The following is a 13,738-nucleotide window of genomic DNA, read 5'->3' on the forward strand; positions in this document are numbered from 1 at the left end:
GGCCACGCCCCTAAGGGGGGCTGCACGCCCATGAATGCCGTAGAAATCGAACAAGCCGTCACCGACCTCGCGGAGCAGCCCTTTGACCCCGCAGAGTTCCCCTACGCCTTCCTGGAAGCCTTTGGCAACAAGGCGACGACCATCAAGCGCCTGCGCGCGGGGGCGTCGAACAAGTCCGATCTCGGTGGTGTTCTCCAGACTAGCAACATCCACATTTTGACCTGCGACACTGGGCGGGTGACGCAGACGCTGGCCGCTCTTAAGGCCAGCCCGGCTACGGCCAAGGCCAAGGCGAAGTTCATCCTCGCCACGGACGGGGCGGACTTTGAGGCCGAAGACCTGACCAGCGGCGAGACCGTCGCCTGTGCCTTCAGGGATTTTCCCGACCATTTCGGCTTCTTCCTGCCGCTGGCGGGCATCAGCACTGTCCGCCAGATCAGTGAGAACGCCTTCGACATCCGGGCCACCAGCCGCCTGAACCGTCTGTATGTCGAACTGCTGAAGGACAACCCGGAATGGGGCACGGCGGAGCATCGCCACGACATGAACAAGCTCATGGCGCGGCTGATCTTCTGCTTCTTCGCCGAGGACACCGATATCTTTGGCGGCAGGGGCAAGTTCACCGAGACCGTCGCGCGGATGAGTGCGGGGGATTCGACCAATACGCACGAGGTCGTCGCCACGCTGTTCCGCACCATGAACACCAAGCGTGAGGATCGGGCGGCCGCTGGGCTGCCTCGGTGGGCCAATATCGACGATTTCCCCTATGTCAACGGGCAGTTGTTCTCAGGCGGCGACGAAGTCCCGCGATTCAGCAAGATTGCACGGTCCTATCTGCTTCACGTCGGTGGGCTGGACTGGACCAAAATCAACCCGGACATCTTCGGGTCGATGATCCAGGCCGTCGCTGAGGACGAGGAGCGTGGCGAGCTGGGGATGCACTACACCAGTGTTCCCAACATCCTGAAGGTGCTGAACCCGCTGTTTCTCGACGACCTGCGTGCAAAGCTGGAAGAAGCGGGCGACAACCCGCGCACCTTGCTCAACCTGCGCAAGCGCATCGCCCGCATTCGCGTGTTCGATCCGGCCTGCGGTTCGGGCAACTTCCTGGTCATCGCCTACAAGGAAATGCGCGCGATCGAGGCTGAGATCAATAAGCGGCGCGGTGAGCCAGATCGCGCATCTGGTATCCCGTTGACGAACTTCCGCGGGATCGAACTGCGAGATTTTCCGGCGGAGATAGCGCGGCTCTCGTTGGTCATCGCCGAATATCAGTGCGACGTGCTGTATCGCGGCCAGAAGCTGGCCCTTGCCGAGTTCCTGCCCTTGCGGAACGAGAACTGGATCACTTGCGGCAATGCGCTCTGGCTCGATTGGTTAAACGTGTGTCCATCAATTGGGACCGGCGTGAAACTGCAATCGAGAGACTTCTTTGAGACGCCGCTCGATCAGGCCGAAATCGATTTCGAGAACGAGGGCGGCGAGATCTACATCTGTGGTAACCCGCCGTACAAAGGAAGCCAAGATCAAACCGACCAGCAGAAGTCAGACTTGGCCCATGTTTTTGCAGGGGAGAATATCAACTCTGGAGTAGCTGACTACGTTTTGGGGTGGTTTGCTAAGGCGGCAAATTTTGTTCGCAGGTATCGCGCTAAGTTTGCTTTTGTAGCAACCAATAGCATTCACCAAGGTAGGCAAGTCGCCAGAATTTGGCCTGCGCTACTCGGTAACGATTTGAGAATTTTTTTCGCAGAGCCGTCGTTCAAGTGGTCGAACTTGGCCTCGAAGAAAGCCGTAGTTACGGTATCCATCATTGGGATTTCTTCATTACCCGAGAAATGCCGAGTAATCTCAGACGGATTAGCCAGGGACGTGGATCAAATTGGACCTTACATGGTCCCTGGCCCGACGGTCTTCGTCGACGAGCGACGCACAGCTTTGTCCGATGTGTCACCCATGTCGTTCGGCAGCATGCCCAATGACGGCGGGGCTCTGCTGATGAACTATAGCGAATACAAGGAACTTATCACTGACCGCAGGACACTGCCGTTCGTTCGATCCGCAGCAGGCACGCGAGAATTCATCAATGGTGTCCCGAGATACTGCGTTTGGGTGAGTGACGATCAGTACGAGAAGGCAAATGAGATCCCTGCGCTCGCATTTCGCTTTAACCGCGTGAGAACAGCACGGGAGCAAAGCAAGAGACCAGCAACGAACTCACTAAGTCGATTTCCGTATCGCTTTGGAGAGATTCGCCAGACCGGTGACGAGTCGGTCATCATCGTTTCAAAAACAGCTTCCGAAAACCGCGATTACATTCCCGCATCGTTGCTAGAGCGAGGTGGTATCGTCACTGAGGCGTTTGGGCTCTTCAATGCACCGCTTTGGAACTTGGCGATTGTCGTGTCCCGCCTTCACACAGTCTGGGCCAAGACGGTGTGCGGCAGGATGAAGAGTGACCCCCGGTACTCAAATACCCTTGGTTGGAACACCTTCCCGGTTCCAGCGCTGACAGAAAAAAATAGGACGGACCTTACGCGCTGCGCCGAGGATATTCTGCTGGCGCGGGAGCATCATTTTCCAGCTACTATAGCCGACCTTTACGACCCCGACGCAATGCCCGCCGACCTGCGCGCCGCGCATGAGCGCAATGACGAAGTGCTGGAACGCATCTACATCGGCCGCCGCTTCAAGAACGACACCGAGCGGCTGGAAAGGCTGTTCGATCTTTATACCAAGATGACCGCTTTGGCTGCACCGGCCAAGGGCAAGAAACGCAGAGCGGGAGCCAACGCATGAGCGACAAGATCAAGTCCGTACCGTCCGTCTCCGTCTCCTATGCGCGTAACGGTGTATCGACCAAAGCCAATTCCCTCGGGATGCGGCCCATGCAGGAACGCGCTTACGAGAAGCGAGGTGAGCAATATCTGCTTATCAAGTCGCCACCAGCATCGGGGAAGAGTCGGGCACTGATGTTCGTGGCACTCGACAAGCTCAAGAATCAGGGCCTCAAGCAGGCCATCATCGTCGTGCCCGAGAAGTCCATCGGAGCCAGCTTCAACGACGAGCCGCTGTCGAAGTACGGCTTCTGGGCTGATTGGCGCGTCGAGCCAAAGTGGAACTTGTGCAATGCGCCAGGCAACGACAATGGCGGTAAGGTCAAGTCCCTCGGCGTGTTCCTCGAAGGCGACGACAAGGTGCTGGTCTGCACCCACGCCACTTTCCGCTTTGCGATCGATGCCTATGGCGTCGAGGCGTTCGACGACCGTCTGATCGCCGTCGATGAGTTTCATCACGTTTCGGCCAACCCCGATAATAAACTGGGCACACACCTAGGCCAGTTCATCGCACGGGGCAAGACTCACATCGTCGCAATGACCGGCTCCTACTTCCGGGGCGACGCTGAGGCCGTCCTCGCTCCGCAAGACGAGTCGAAGTTCGATACCGTTACGTACACCTACTACGAACAGCTCAACGGCTACGAGTATCTTAAGCAACTCGACATCGGCTACTTCTTCTACAGCGGCCCCTACGTCGATGACATCCTCAATGTCCTTGACCCTGCCGAGAAGACCATTATCCACATCCCCAACGTCAATTCGCGCGAGAGCACGAAGGACAAGATGCGCGAGGTGGAGCACATCATCGAGGCGCTGGGGGAGTGGCAGGGCATCGATGCCGCCACAGGGTTCCAACTCGTCAAGCGCCCGGATGGCCGCGTATTGCGCATCGCTGATCTGGTCGATGACGATGCCTCAAAGCGTGACCGGGTGTCCGCCGCGCTTAAAGACCCGGTGCAGAAGAACAACCGCGACCATGTGGACATCATCATCGCGCTGGGTATGGCGAAGGAAGGCTTCGACTGGATTTGGTGCGAACACGCGCTGACCGTGGGCTACCGTGCCAGCTTGACCGAAATCGTTCAGATCATTGGTCGTGCCACCCGCGATGCACCTGGAAAGATTCGCGCGAGGTTCACCAATCTGATCGCCGAGCCGGATGCGACCGAGGAAGCGGTCACAGAGGCCATCAACGATACGTTGAAGGCCATCGCGGCGAGTCTGCTGATGGAGCAGGTTCTCGCTCCGCGTTTCGAGTTCAAGCCCAAGAATCCCGACAGCGGCCCGACGCCAGGCTTTACCTATGGCGAGGGTGGCTATGACCCAGACCGCTGCAACATCGGCGTCAATGAGCAGACAGGGGCGTACCAGATCGAGATCAAGGGCCTCGCCGAACCCAAGAGCAAAGAGGCAGCGCGCATCTGCCAAGAAGACTTGAACGAGGTCATCGCTGCGTTTGTACAGGACAAGCCCACCATCGAGCGCGGCCTGTTCGATGAGGAGCTGGTGCCCGAGGAGCTGACGCAGGTTCGCATGGGCAAGATCATCAAGGACAAGTATCCCGAGCTTGACGCTGAAGATCAGGAGGCCGTGCGCCAGCACGCCATCGCCGCCCTCAACCTCACGCAGCAGGCCAAGCGGCTTGTCACCGACGGCGAGAGAGAGGGGGGGGGCAACACCGCCCTGATCGACGGTGTGCGCCGCTTTGCAATGGACGTGCGCGAGCTGGACATCGATCTCATCGACCGTATCAACCCCTTCGGCGAAGCCTACGCCATCCTTGCCAAGACCATGAGCGAGGACAGCTTGAAGCAGGTCGCGGTGGCCATCTCAGCCAAGCGCACCTCGATCACGCCTGAAGATGCCAAAGTGATTGCCAAGCGTGCGGTGGAGTTCAAACGCGAGCGTGGGCGGGCGCCATCGGTGACCTCCCTGGACGCCTGGGAAAAGCACCTTGCCGAAGGTGCGGCCGCCTTCATGCGCTTCAGGGCGGAGGGGCGCTATGAGTAACTCCGATCTTGACGACCTGGCGGCGGAGCTTGCCGAGTTCGCTCCGCCTGAGAAGAAAAATGGACGTCCAGCCAGCGAGGAGCGTGTCATCGCTGGCTTCGAGGAAATCCAACGCTTCGTAGAGCAGCACGGGCGTGCGCCGCAGCATGGCGAAGACCGCGACATATTCGAGCGCCTATATGCCGTGCGGCTCGACCGTCTACGCGCGCTCCCGGATTGCCGCGCCTTGCTTGAGCAGCTAGACCAGCAGGGCTTGCTTGCTGGGGCGCCGACCATCACCGCTTCGGCGGACGCAACTATCGACATCGATGGCCTGGCCGCCGAGCTGGCTGACATTCCCCATGCGGACGACATCACGGTCCTGCGCCATGTCCGCACCAGCGTCGAAAAGCGCGCTGCTGAGGAGATTGAGCATCGCGAAAAATGCGACGACTTTGATCGCTATGAACACCTGTTCAAGGCGATAAAGCAGGACCTCAAGAGTGGTGTTCGCAACACCAGGAGCTTTCTGAGCCAGGCAAAGGCAATGGAAGCTATCCAGCAGGGGGCCTACTACATCCTCAATGGGCAGATCGCGTATATCGCCGAGGTTGGCGAGGACTTCACCACGCAATACGATCGACGTGACAGTCGACTGCGGGTGATCTTCGACAACGGAACCGAAAGCAAGATACTCTTGCGGTCGTTCCAGCGCGCGCTCCATCGTGATGAGGCCGCGCGCGTTATCAGCGACCCGGATGCGGGGCCTCTATTCAATGACAGCTTAGAAGAAGGCGACATCCAGAGCGGCACGATCTACGTCCTGCGCTCGCTGTCGGATCACCCCTACATCGCGCAGCACCGCGACCTCATCCATAAGGTGGGTGTTACCGGCGGCAGGGTGGAGGCGCGCATCGCCAACGCCGAACACGACTCCACCTACCTATTGGCGAAGGTCGAAGTGGTGGCGACCTACAAGCTCGCAGGCATCAACCGCACCCGGATGGAGAACCTGTTCCATAGGCTGTTCGCGCCTGCACGGTTGAACATCACTATCAATGACCGCTTCGGCCATCCTGTGCAGCCCGAGGAGTGGTTTCTCGTTCCGCTGTTCGTCATCGACGAAGCCGTGGCGCGCATCAAGGATGGCAGCATCACCGGGTACATCTACGATCCAAGTGCAGCGAAGCTGGTGAAGGCATAGGACAGCCCATAGGCATGAATAGCCCTGGACGCGTGCCAGGATGAGCGCCAGGAAAGCAGTATGACGAAGCGGCATTCGCCGGCGGGCTGGCCCACACCGCAAGTCTGACGATGCCGACTCAAGCCCTTCTTTGGTGTTGGATGGTATTTTTCATGGCATCCACAATTTGTTTATTCTCAAATTATTGTTTTTAAACGTCTCTTTCTTGCAAATGATAATCGAGTGGGAGTGAAATCGGGTCCGGCATAAACCGGTACCAGATAGCACGAAACCATCCCTAAGCCCGTGTAACTACGGTTTTTTATTCTCGGCGCCGGTTTCACGGAGAAATCAGCCTTGAACATGTCTTTTCCCTGGCTAGGGCTGGTAGGCGCAATCTCGCTGCTCCTGCTCCTATTCGGATCCAACCTTCTTCGCAGTGATAAAGCTGTCTCGCGATGGCGGGACCTGACTTGGCTGTCATGGGCAGGAGTAACGGCCTACCTTATCCATAACGTCGAGGAATACGGGATCGACGTGTTCGGCCGGACGTACGCGTTTCCAACGTCGATGTGCCAGCTGTTTGGCTTCCAGGACGCTGCACATTGTCCCGCACCTCCGGCATTCTTCACCGCGGTCAATGTGCCGATGTTCTGGTTTGCCGCGCCGGTCGCCGCCTTGCTCAGCCGGCGTCATCCCTTGGTCGGTCTCGCACTCTACGGCGTGATGTCGGTGAACGTTGTCGCGCATGTCATCGGCGGCATCGTCGCCGGGTCGATCTACAACCCTGGCTGGTTGACAGCGATTTTGCTGTTCCTGCCGCTGGCGGCATGGGTGGTTCGAACCCTCTTCGGAAGGGGCGGTTTTCGCTATGGCGCATGGGCGTTCCTGACAGGGTGGGGGATCGCTCTGCACCTCATTTTGGCGGGCTCGCTTGTCCCGCTCATGAAAGGCTGGATAAGCACGTCTACTCCTGCGATTGTCATGCAGGTGGTCAACGCCGGACTTCTTATCGCCGTACCTTGGTTGGCCGAACGCTGGCGTGGGGGCGTCCTGATCCGACCTGCGGGCTGATCGGTTAGTTGGGCCAGCATCTTCTGAGAATGTCTCGGATCAGCTTCTCGAAGTCCGAATAGCCTTGCTCTTTTCCACCGAAAGACTTGCTCTATCCCCAGTGCAATAGGTCCCTAGCCACCCCAGCCCGTAAGATTGCCTGGCGCTCTGCGCTGTCTCAATCTTCCCGCCGCAGCAACCTTGAGCAGGCGCTGGAAGGTCGGACATTGCGCATGGTTGGCCGCAGGGCATTCCGCAGCATGGCGCAAGCCTTCGCTCATGGCGCGTAGTCGTTTGATGGTCGCATTGATTTCGTCGGCTTTGGCCGACAAGACTTTCCTATCGACCTTTGGCGCCCCGGCGGGGGAGAGCATGGCGCCGATTTCGTCCAACGACAGGCCGCCGGCCTGCCCCAGCGCGATCAGCGCCAACTGATCCAGCACGTCGGGCGCGAAGCGCCGGCGTTCGCCGGCGGGGCTGGTCGCGGTGATCAATCCTTTTTTCTCGTAGAACCGCAATGTCGAGGAAGGTACGCCGGTGCGCCGGGCGACTTCTGAAATGTCCACGCTGCACCCCTTGACTTGAAGTTGACTTCAACTTCTATCATGCCTTGGAACGACGGTTTCATCAATCGAAAAGGAATGGCCATGGTATCGACGGGCGAAGCAGCAAGGGTGGTTCTGGTCGGGATCGGCGCGACAATCGTGCTGGATGTCTGGTCCATGATCCTGAAGGGCTTGGGTATTCCCACGCTGGACTACGCGTTGGTTGGCAGGTGGGCGGGACATCTGTGCCGGGGCAGGTTCGCACATGCCAGCATAGCGAAGACCGAGTCCATACCCGGCGAATCGCCGCTGGGATGGGCGATTCATTACGCCGTGGGCATCGTGTTCGCGGCATTGCTGGTGGGCATTTGCGGTACGGCGTGGCTGCACGATCCCGCGTGGCTGCCCGCCCTGGCTGTGGGGGTAGCAACGGTCATGGTTCCCTGGTTCGTCATGCAGCCGGCTATGGGCGCGGGCGTTGCTTCATCCCACACGCCCACGCCGATGAAGAACCGCATGCGCAACCTGGCAACGCATGCGGTATTCGGCTGCGGTCTTTACGTGTCGGCGGCCTTGCTCAAGCTGGTGTGGGCATGAGCTGGGTGTTCCGCTATTTCATCCCGAACCAGGCCGGATCCGCCGCTAAGGCCACCGCTCCAATCAACGACACAACCGTCGCCAGCAGCACCGGCCCGTCAAACGACTCCAGCTCCGGATTCAGCACCCGTGCAAACCACACCCGCATGACGAGCGACGTCCGCTGTATGGGTATCACGACCGACGCCGGCGCGATGGCAAGGGCCATGTAGACAAAGATCTGCGAGGCCGCGGCGGTCGCGCCCGCGACCGAATACCATCCGAGCGTAGGGCGCGACATGGTCAGCGACCGGCTCAGGCCACCCTGGCAGATGACGAGGGCCACCACGCCCACGGTCGCGGCGGTATAGGCCACGGCGGCGCCGGCCAGCCCTCCAGCCATCCCGTTCCCCTCCACCATGGCCTGCCGGACCAGGATGGGGCTGGAGCCATACGCCAGCGCCGAGAGGGTGGCGAACAGGTAGCCTTCGCCCAGTTTGGGTTGGAAGCCGCTGGCGGCGGATTTCGTCTCGACCTGGGTCGACTCAACGGACGCGCGCTTGAACGGGCGGAAGGATGCCGGCGCATGGGCTCGCGCGGCCAGCATAGGCGCGGCCATGATCAGCACGATGCCGACGATGTGCAGCGGGGTCAGCCGCTCGCCCAGAAGGACGATGGCCAGCACCAGCGTGATCAGCACGCTGGTCTGCTGCACGGGCCCGACCAGTACGGTACCCATGGCGCGCGTCGCGCGGTAGTTGCAATAGCGGCCGAAGCCGAAGTGCAGCAGGCCGGCAGCGGAGAAGAGCAACGTCGAGCGCAGCGGAAACGTTTGCAGGTGGCCGGTTCCCCCAACCGCCAGCACCGCGATCCAGACCATTACCGTGCCAAGCAGCAACGTGACGACCATGGCCTGTGACAGCGTTCCGGCGACGACCCCGCGGCGTAGCGTGGCGTTGTTCGCGGCGAAGGTGAAGGCCGCGAGAAGCGCGAGGACGGTCGGCAGGATCATGCCGTGCGCTGGGTCCGCCGTGCCTGTTTATCGGCATACATGAGCTGGTCGGCTACCTTGAGCACGGCTTGCAGCGAGCTGACGGAGGGGTCGACGCTGGCGATGCCGAAGCTGGCGCCGGGGTAGTCGAAGCTGCATTCGGTGAAGGTATAGGTGCCGGTCAGCAGCGGCGCGAGCCGGTTGCGCATGGCCTCGGCCGGGCCGTTCGGGTCGTCGGGCTGGGGCGGGTCGACCAGGCCGATGACGACGAATTCGTCGCCGCCCAGCCGGCCCAGCATGTCGCTTTTGCGCAGGCCGGCGGACATGCGTTGGCCGACCTCGATCAGGAATTTGTCGCCGACCACGTGTCCGTAGGTGTCATTGATGGCCTTGAAACCATCCAGGTCGATGAAGGCGACGAGCACCCACATCCGGGTTTCTTTGGCCAGGGTGAACAGGCGGTCCAGTTCGGCCAGGACGGCGCGGCGGTTGGGCAGGCCGGTCAGGGCGTCGTAGTTGGCCGCGTATTGTTCTTCCTGGCGGCGCATCACCATTTGTCCGGCCGCCTGGCCGGACAGCAGGATCAGGACCAGGCCGACCATGGCCACCAGGCCGGCGGTGTAAAGGTGCTGCGTGCGCATGGGCGCGACGTGGTCGAGCGTGGCCAGGGTGATCAACTGGTATTGGGGATTGGTCAGCGGCTGGCGCCGGATCAGGTAGGGCTTGTCGTCGATCAGCCATTGGCCGGCATCGGGGCCGGCGTTGGCGATCGGATGCGCGTTCATGGGTTCGCCGGGTTCTTCGCCGCCGTCGGGCGGCAACACGGTGCCGGGGGGCAGGAGCGCGGCCAGGTTGCGCAGCATGAAAGACTCGGACGAAGCGGTGATCACGCGGCCCTGGCGGTTCACGATCAGGGCGATGTGCCGCCCGGTCAGGTAGGCGGCCATTTCGGGGGCGTCGAATTTCGCGGTGACCGAGCCCAGCGGGACGTCGTTGGCGTCTTCGATGCGGCTGCTGACGAAATAGGAGGGGCTGTTGTTGAGGCGGGCAATGCCGAACTGCTGGCCGGTGCCGTGGCGCAAGGCGTCGATCAGGTAGGTTCGGCCCGAGTAGATCATGCCCACGATGCTGTCGGACTCGGCCCAGTTGCTGGCGGTGACGGTGTCGTCCGACAAATTGTTCATGTAGATGCGGGCATAGCGCAGGTCGCTGGCCAGCGCGTTCATGTAGTCGCCGACCCGGCGCACCAACGGGTCTTGCGTGAATTGCGCGGCGCGCTGCTGGCGCGTCAGTTCGGCGGCGCCGGGAGGGTCGGTGCGGTAGCGGGCGGCGAGCTGGATGACCTGGCCCTGGCGCGCCACCATGTTGGCCACGCTGACCATTTCGGTGAACAGGCGGTCGACCACGCGCGCGGTGGTCCTGGCCTCGTATTCGGCGCTGGCGGCCACGTTGTCCAGCCGTGCGTTCACGATCCGCTGCGAGGTCCACCAGCCCAGGCCGGCCACCAGCGCCACCCAGGCCAGGGCCAGGCCAAGGGTGATGCGCAGCACGATGGGGGGCATTTTCCGGCCGCGCCGGCCTTGCTGCGGCAGCGCGCTGCTTATGCCATGACCGCCGACAAGGCGATGATCCAAAACAGCTTCATTCTGCATTCGTGATCTTCTCGCGAGGCAGGGGTTTGGGGCGGCGGTGTCAATCCGGTTTCATCAGGTCATTGATTCTAAAAGAGTTGATGTTTCAATCAATAATGAAATAAGAGGGTAAATGACGGCCGCCCGCCGTTTTTTTCCTTTGTTTACTTATGGGCCGGGAAAAATCGAGGGCCGCGGGCAGGGCGTTGGCCCGGAGGCGTTCAGAATTCCTCCAGAAACCGCATCCGGAACCGCCGTCCCTTGATATTGCTGTTCGAAATCCGCGAGAACGCCTGTTTGGCGATCTGCCGGTCCAGCGCCACATAAGAACTGAACTCGGTGATATTGATTTTTCCGACCTGCTCGAAAGCCAATCCGCCATCCCCGGTCAGCGCGCCCAGCAAATCCCCGGGCCGCAGCTTGTCCTTTTTTCCCCCCTGTATGCACAGGGTGATCATGCGCGCCCGCAGCGGCCGGTCGGCCTTGGCCCGCAGCGACTTCAGGTCGCCCCATTTCAGCGGCGCGCCCTGGTATTGCTCGATCAGGTTGGCCCAGCGCATTTCCTCGGGCGAGCACAGGCTCAGCGCCAGCCCCTTCTGGTCGCCGCGGCCGCTGCGGCCGATGCGGTGCACGTGGACCTCGGTGTCCTTGGTCACGTCCACGTTGATCACGGCGCCCAGGTTCTGGATGTCCAGGCCGCGGGCGGCGACGTCGGTGGCGACCAGCACGGCGCAGCTCTGGTTGGCGAACTGGATCAGGATTTCGTCGCGCTCGCGCTGTTCCAGGTCGCCGTTCAGCGCCTGGGCGCTGATGCCTTCGGACCGCAGGCGTTCGACCAGTTCGTGGCTGCGGATCTTGGTGTTGCAGAAGGCCAGGGTGGAGACGGGACGGTAGTGGGCCAGCAGGGTGACGACGGCGTCCAGCCGCTCGTCTTCGTCGATTTCGTAGAAGACCTGTTCGATGCGGCTGGCGTCGTGCTGCGCCTCGACCTTGACTTCGGCCGGGTTGCGCAGGAAGCGCGCGCTGAGTTTGCGGATGTTGTCGGGGTAGGTGGCCGAGAACAGCAGGGTCTGGCGCTTGGCGGGGCAGTGCGAGGCGATGGCGACGATGTCGTCGTAGAAGCCCATGTCGACCATGCGGTCGGCCTCGTCCAGCACCAGGGTGTTCAGGGCCGACAGATCCAGGCTGCCGCGTTCCAGGTGGTCCTGAATGCGGCCGGGCGTGCCCACGACCAGATGGGTGCCTCGGGCCAGGGATTCGGCCTGGGGACGGGCGGCGGTGCCGCCGCACAGGGTCAGGACCTTGACGTTGGGGATCAGGCGCACCAGCCGGCGCAGTTCCTGGGCGACCTGGTCGGCCAGTTCGCGGGTGGGGCAGACCACCAGCGCCTGGGGAACCAGGCGGTCGACGTCCAGCTTCTGCAGCACGCCCAGGCCGAAGGCCGCGGTCTTGCCGCTGCCGGTCTTGGCCTGGGCGATCAGGTCGCGGCCTTCCAGGATGAGCGGCAGGCCCTGGGCCTGGATGGGCGTCATCCGTTCGAAGCCCAGGTTTTGCAGGTTGTCCAGCAAGGCGGGCAGGAGGGGCAGGGATTTGAAGGACGTGTCGGTCACGGTAGGGCGGGTCGCAAGACCCGCGAAAAGAGAGGTTGACCGACAGTGTATGCCGCGCCGTCCCGGTTGCGGGGCCGCGCCCGGTTCAGGGCGCGGGGGTCATGGCGAGGCTCTCCAGGGATATTCGAGCTGCAGGGCGACGACGTCGGCGGTGCGGGCGCCGTAGCGTCCGGCGATGGCTTGCAGCGTTCGATCCAGGGCCTGGGCCGGGCGTTGGTCGGTGAAGGCGGCCATGTGCCTGGCCGAAGACAGGTCGGCCGGCGCCGCCTCCGGAATGACGCGAACCTTGTCGCGGGTCTCGATGGCTTGCGATGTAGCCGCGAACGAGACGGCCCGTGACCGGTAGGTGCGCGACCAGGCGTCGGCGACCAGGGCCAGCGAGACTTCGTCCATGCCGGACCGGAGTTCCACGCCTATCCGTTCCCGGTTCCAGAACGCCAGGACGTTGCCGAGCACGGTCGTCGCGAACGGCCTTGTCAGCTTGAAGGCATGGCTGGCGTGGCGGGCGTCCCACGCGGGCAGGCCCAGGTCGCGGGCCACCGCTTCGGCCTTCTGCCGTCCGGCCATGGCCTCGATCAGGATCAGCATCATGGGCATCGATGCGGAGATGCCGGTGCTGGTCGCAACGCCCCGGTCCGCCACCACGCGCCGGTCGGCCACGTAGGCGATCGACGGGTGCTTGTCCAGCATGTCCTGCAGGTAGTACCAATGCGTGGTCGCGCGCTTGCCGTCCAGCAGGCCGGCCGCGGCGACGACCTTGGCGCCCGCGCACACGCCCAGGATGATCGCGCCCTTGCGGGACTGGCCGCGCAGCCAGGCCAGCACGGCCGGATCGTCGTCGCGGCTCATGGCGGGCACGATGACGTAGTCGGCGCCCTCCGGGTGTTGCGCGTCGAAGTGCGCGAGGGTGGCGTCGGCCTGGACGGTCAGCGCCGGGAAGAGTTTGACCGGCCCCGGCCCGGTCGCAAGCATCACGACGTCGGCCACGCCGGCGCGCCGCAGGATGCCGGTGGGCATCAGGTAGTCGGTGGTTTCGGTGGCATCGTTGATGCTCACGATTGCCACCAGTGGACGCCTGGGCCTGGGCGGTTTCAAGGCGGCCAGCATGGCGTCCATTTCCCCCGTTGCGAGAGGCGGCATGTCGGCCGGGGCAGACGCCGGCGGCAGGCTGTACGACCAGGCACCCAGGCCCGCCAGCGCCAGCAGGACGAGCGCCAGTGCACCCCGGATGACATGACGGTTGAGCATGATCGGAATTCTCCGAGCCGTAGGCATGGTTTGTCAGGTCTCAATCTACCCGCCTTGCGTCATGGCGGAAAT

At 62.2% G+C, this 13,738-nt stretch carries 10 protein-coding genes; 5 read left to right on the forward strand and 5 right to left on the reverse strand.

Going from position 1 to position 13,738, the window contains the following annotated elements; translation table 11 throughout:
- The first annotated feature begins 30 nt into the window (after positions 1 to 30).
- The 4 genes from EV675_RS16960 (at position 31) to EV675_RS16975 (ending at position 7,086) form a co-directional block, all read left to right on the forward strand.
- Positions 31 to 2,799: a class I SAM-dependent DNA methyltransferase gene (locus EV675_RS16960; RefSeq protein ID WP_130358402.1), complete on the forward strand. Its 2,769-nt coding sequence runs from the start codon at positions 31 to 33 to the stop codon at positions 2,797 to 2,799.
- On the forward strand, positions 2,796 to 4,850 hold the full coding sequence (locus EV675_RS16965; RefSeq protein WP_130358403.1) for a DEAD/DEAH box helicase: 2,055 nt from the start codon (positions 2,796 to 2,798) through the stop codon (positions 4,848 to 4,850). Before EV675_RS16960 ends, EV675_RS16965 begins: the two co-directional genes overlap by 4 nt.
- Positions 4,843 to 6,033 carry a GIY-YIG nuclease family protein gene (locus tag EV675_RS16970; RefSeq protein ID WP_130358404.1) on the forward strand — a complete coding sequence of 397 codons (1,191 nt, stop codon included), beginning with the start codon at positions 4,843 to 4,845 and terminating at the stop codon, positions 6,031 to 6,033. Before EV675_RS16965 ends, EV675_RS16970 begins: the two co-directional genes overlap by 8 nt.
- A gap of 342 nt (positions 6,034 to 6,375) precedes the next feature.
- Complete coding sequence (locus EV675_RS16975; protein ID WP_165404633.1) at positions 6,376 to 7,086, forward strand: HXXEE domain-containing protein; 711 nt, start codon at positions 6,376 to 6,378, stop codon at positions 7,084 to 7,086.
- 113 nt (positions 7,087 to 7,199) lie between these two features.
- Here EV675_RS16975 and EV675_RS16980 read toward each other — a convergent pair whose 3' ends face one another.
- Positions 7,200 to 7,631: a helix-turn-helix domain-containing protein gene (locus EV675_RS16980; protein WP_130358406.1), complete on the reverse strand. Its 432-nt coding sequence runs from the start codon at positions 7,629 to 7,631 to the stop codon at positions 7,200 to 7,202.
- Between the two features lie 81 nt (positions 7,632 to 7,712).
- Between EV675_RS16980 and EV675_RS16985 the strand changes: the two genes are divergently transcribed.
- On the forward strand, positions 7,713 to 8,207 hold the full coding sequence (locus EV675_RS16985) for a DUF2938 domain-containing protein (protein WP_130360141.1): 495 nt from the start codon (positions 7,713 to 7,715) through the stop codon (positions 8,205 to 8,207).
- 13 nt (positions 8,208 to 8,220) lie between these two features.
- Here the strand turns inward: EV675_RS16985 and EV675_RS16990 are convergent, their stop codons facing one another.
- The 4 genes from EV675_RS16990 to EV675_RS17005 all read right to left on the reverse strand — a co-directional run bounded on the left by EV675_RS16990 (position 8,221) and on the right by EV675_RS17005 (position 13,666).
- On the reverse strand, positions 8,221 to 9,198 hold the full coding sequence (locus EV675_RS16990; RefSeq protein ID WP_130358407.1) for an EamA family transporter: 978 nt from the start codon (positions 9,196 to 9,198) through the stop codon (positions 8,221 to 8,223).
- Positions 9,195 to 10,739 (reverse strand): sensor domain-containing diguanylate cyclase, encoded by a 1,545-nt coding sequence (locus EV675_RS16995; RefSeq protein WP_130358408.1) that lies wholly within the window; start codon positions 10,737 to 10,739, stop codon positions 9,195 to 9,197. The genes EV675_RS16990 and EV675_RS16995 overlap by 4 nt, the downstream gene beginning before the upstream one ends.
- A gap of 290 nt (positions 10,740 to 11,029) precedes the next feature.
- Positions 11,030 to 12,418, reverse strand: coding sequence for an ATP-dependent RNA helicase DbpA (gene dbpA / locus EV675_RS17000; protein ID WP_130358409.1), 1,389 nt, complete (start codon positions 12,416 to 12,418; stop codon positions 11,030 to 11,032).
- Between the two features lie 99 nt (positions 12,419 to 12,517).
- Entirely contained in the window at positions 12,518 to 13,666 is a 1,149-nt protein-coding gene (locus tag EV675_RS17005) for a DJ-1/PfpI family protein (protein WP_130358410.1), read from the reverse strand.
- Positions 13,667 to 13,738 lie beyond the last annotated feature (72 nt).

Origin of the sequence: Pigmentiphaga kullae, assembly GCF_004216695.1 — a bacterium.
Classification (GTDB): domain Bacteria; phylum Pseudomonadota; class Gammaproteobacteria; order Burkholderiales; family Burkholderiaceae_B; genus Pigmentiphaga; species Pigmentiphaga kullae.

Excerpts from the sequence above, each read along its gene's own strand:
- EV675_RS16960 (WP_130358402.1), top strand. The coding sequence starts at position 31 with ATGAATGCCGTAGAAATCGAACAAGCCGTCACCGACCTCGCGGAGCAG.
- EV675_RS16965 (WP_130358403.1), top strand. The coding sequence starts at position 2,796 with ATGAGCGACAAGATCAAGTCCGTACCGTCCGTCTCCGTCTCCTATGCG.
- EV675_RS16970 (WP_130358404.1), top strand. The coding sequence starts at position 4,843 with ATGAGTAACTCCGATCTTGACGACCTGGCGGCGGAGCTTGCCGAGTTC.
- EV675_RS16975 (WP_165404633.1), top strand. The coding sequence starts at position 6,376 with ATGTCTTTTCCCTGGCTAGGGCTGGTAGGCGCAATCTCGCTGCTCCTG.
- EV675_RS16985 (WP_130360141.1), top strand. The coding sequence starts at position 7,713 with ATGGTATCGACGGGCGAAGCAGCAAGGGTGGTTCTGGTCGGGATCGGC.
- EV675_RS16990 (WP_130358407.1), bottom strand. The coding sequence starts at position 9,198 with ATGATCCTGCCGACCGTCCTCGCGCTTCTCGCGGCCTTCACCTTCGCC.
- EV675_RS16995 (WP_130358408.1), bottom strand. The coding sequence starts at position 10,739 with ATGCCCCCCATCGTGCTGCGCATCACCCTTGGCCTGGCCCTGGCCTGG.
- EV675_RS17005 (WP_130358410.1), bottom strand. The coding sequence starts at position 13,666 with ATGCTCAACCGTCATGTCATCCGGGGTGCACTGGCGCTCGTCCTGCTG.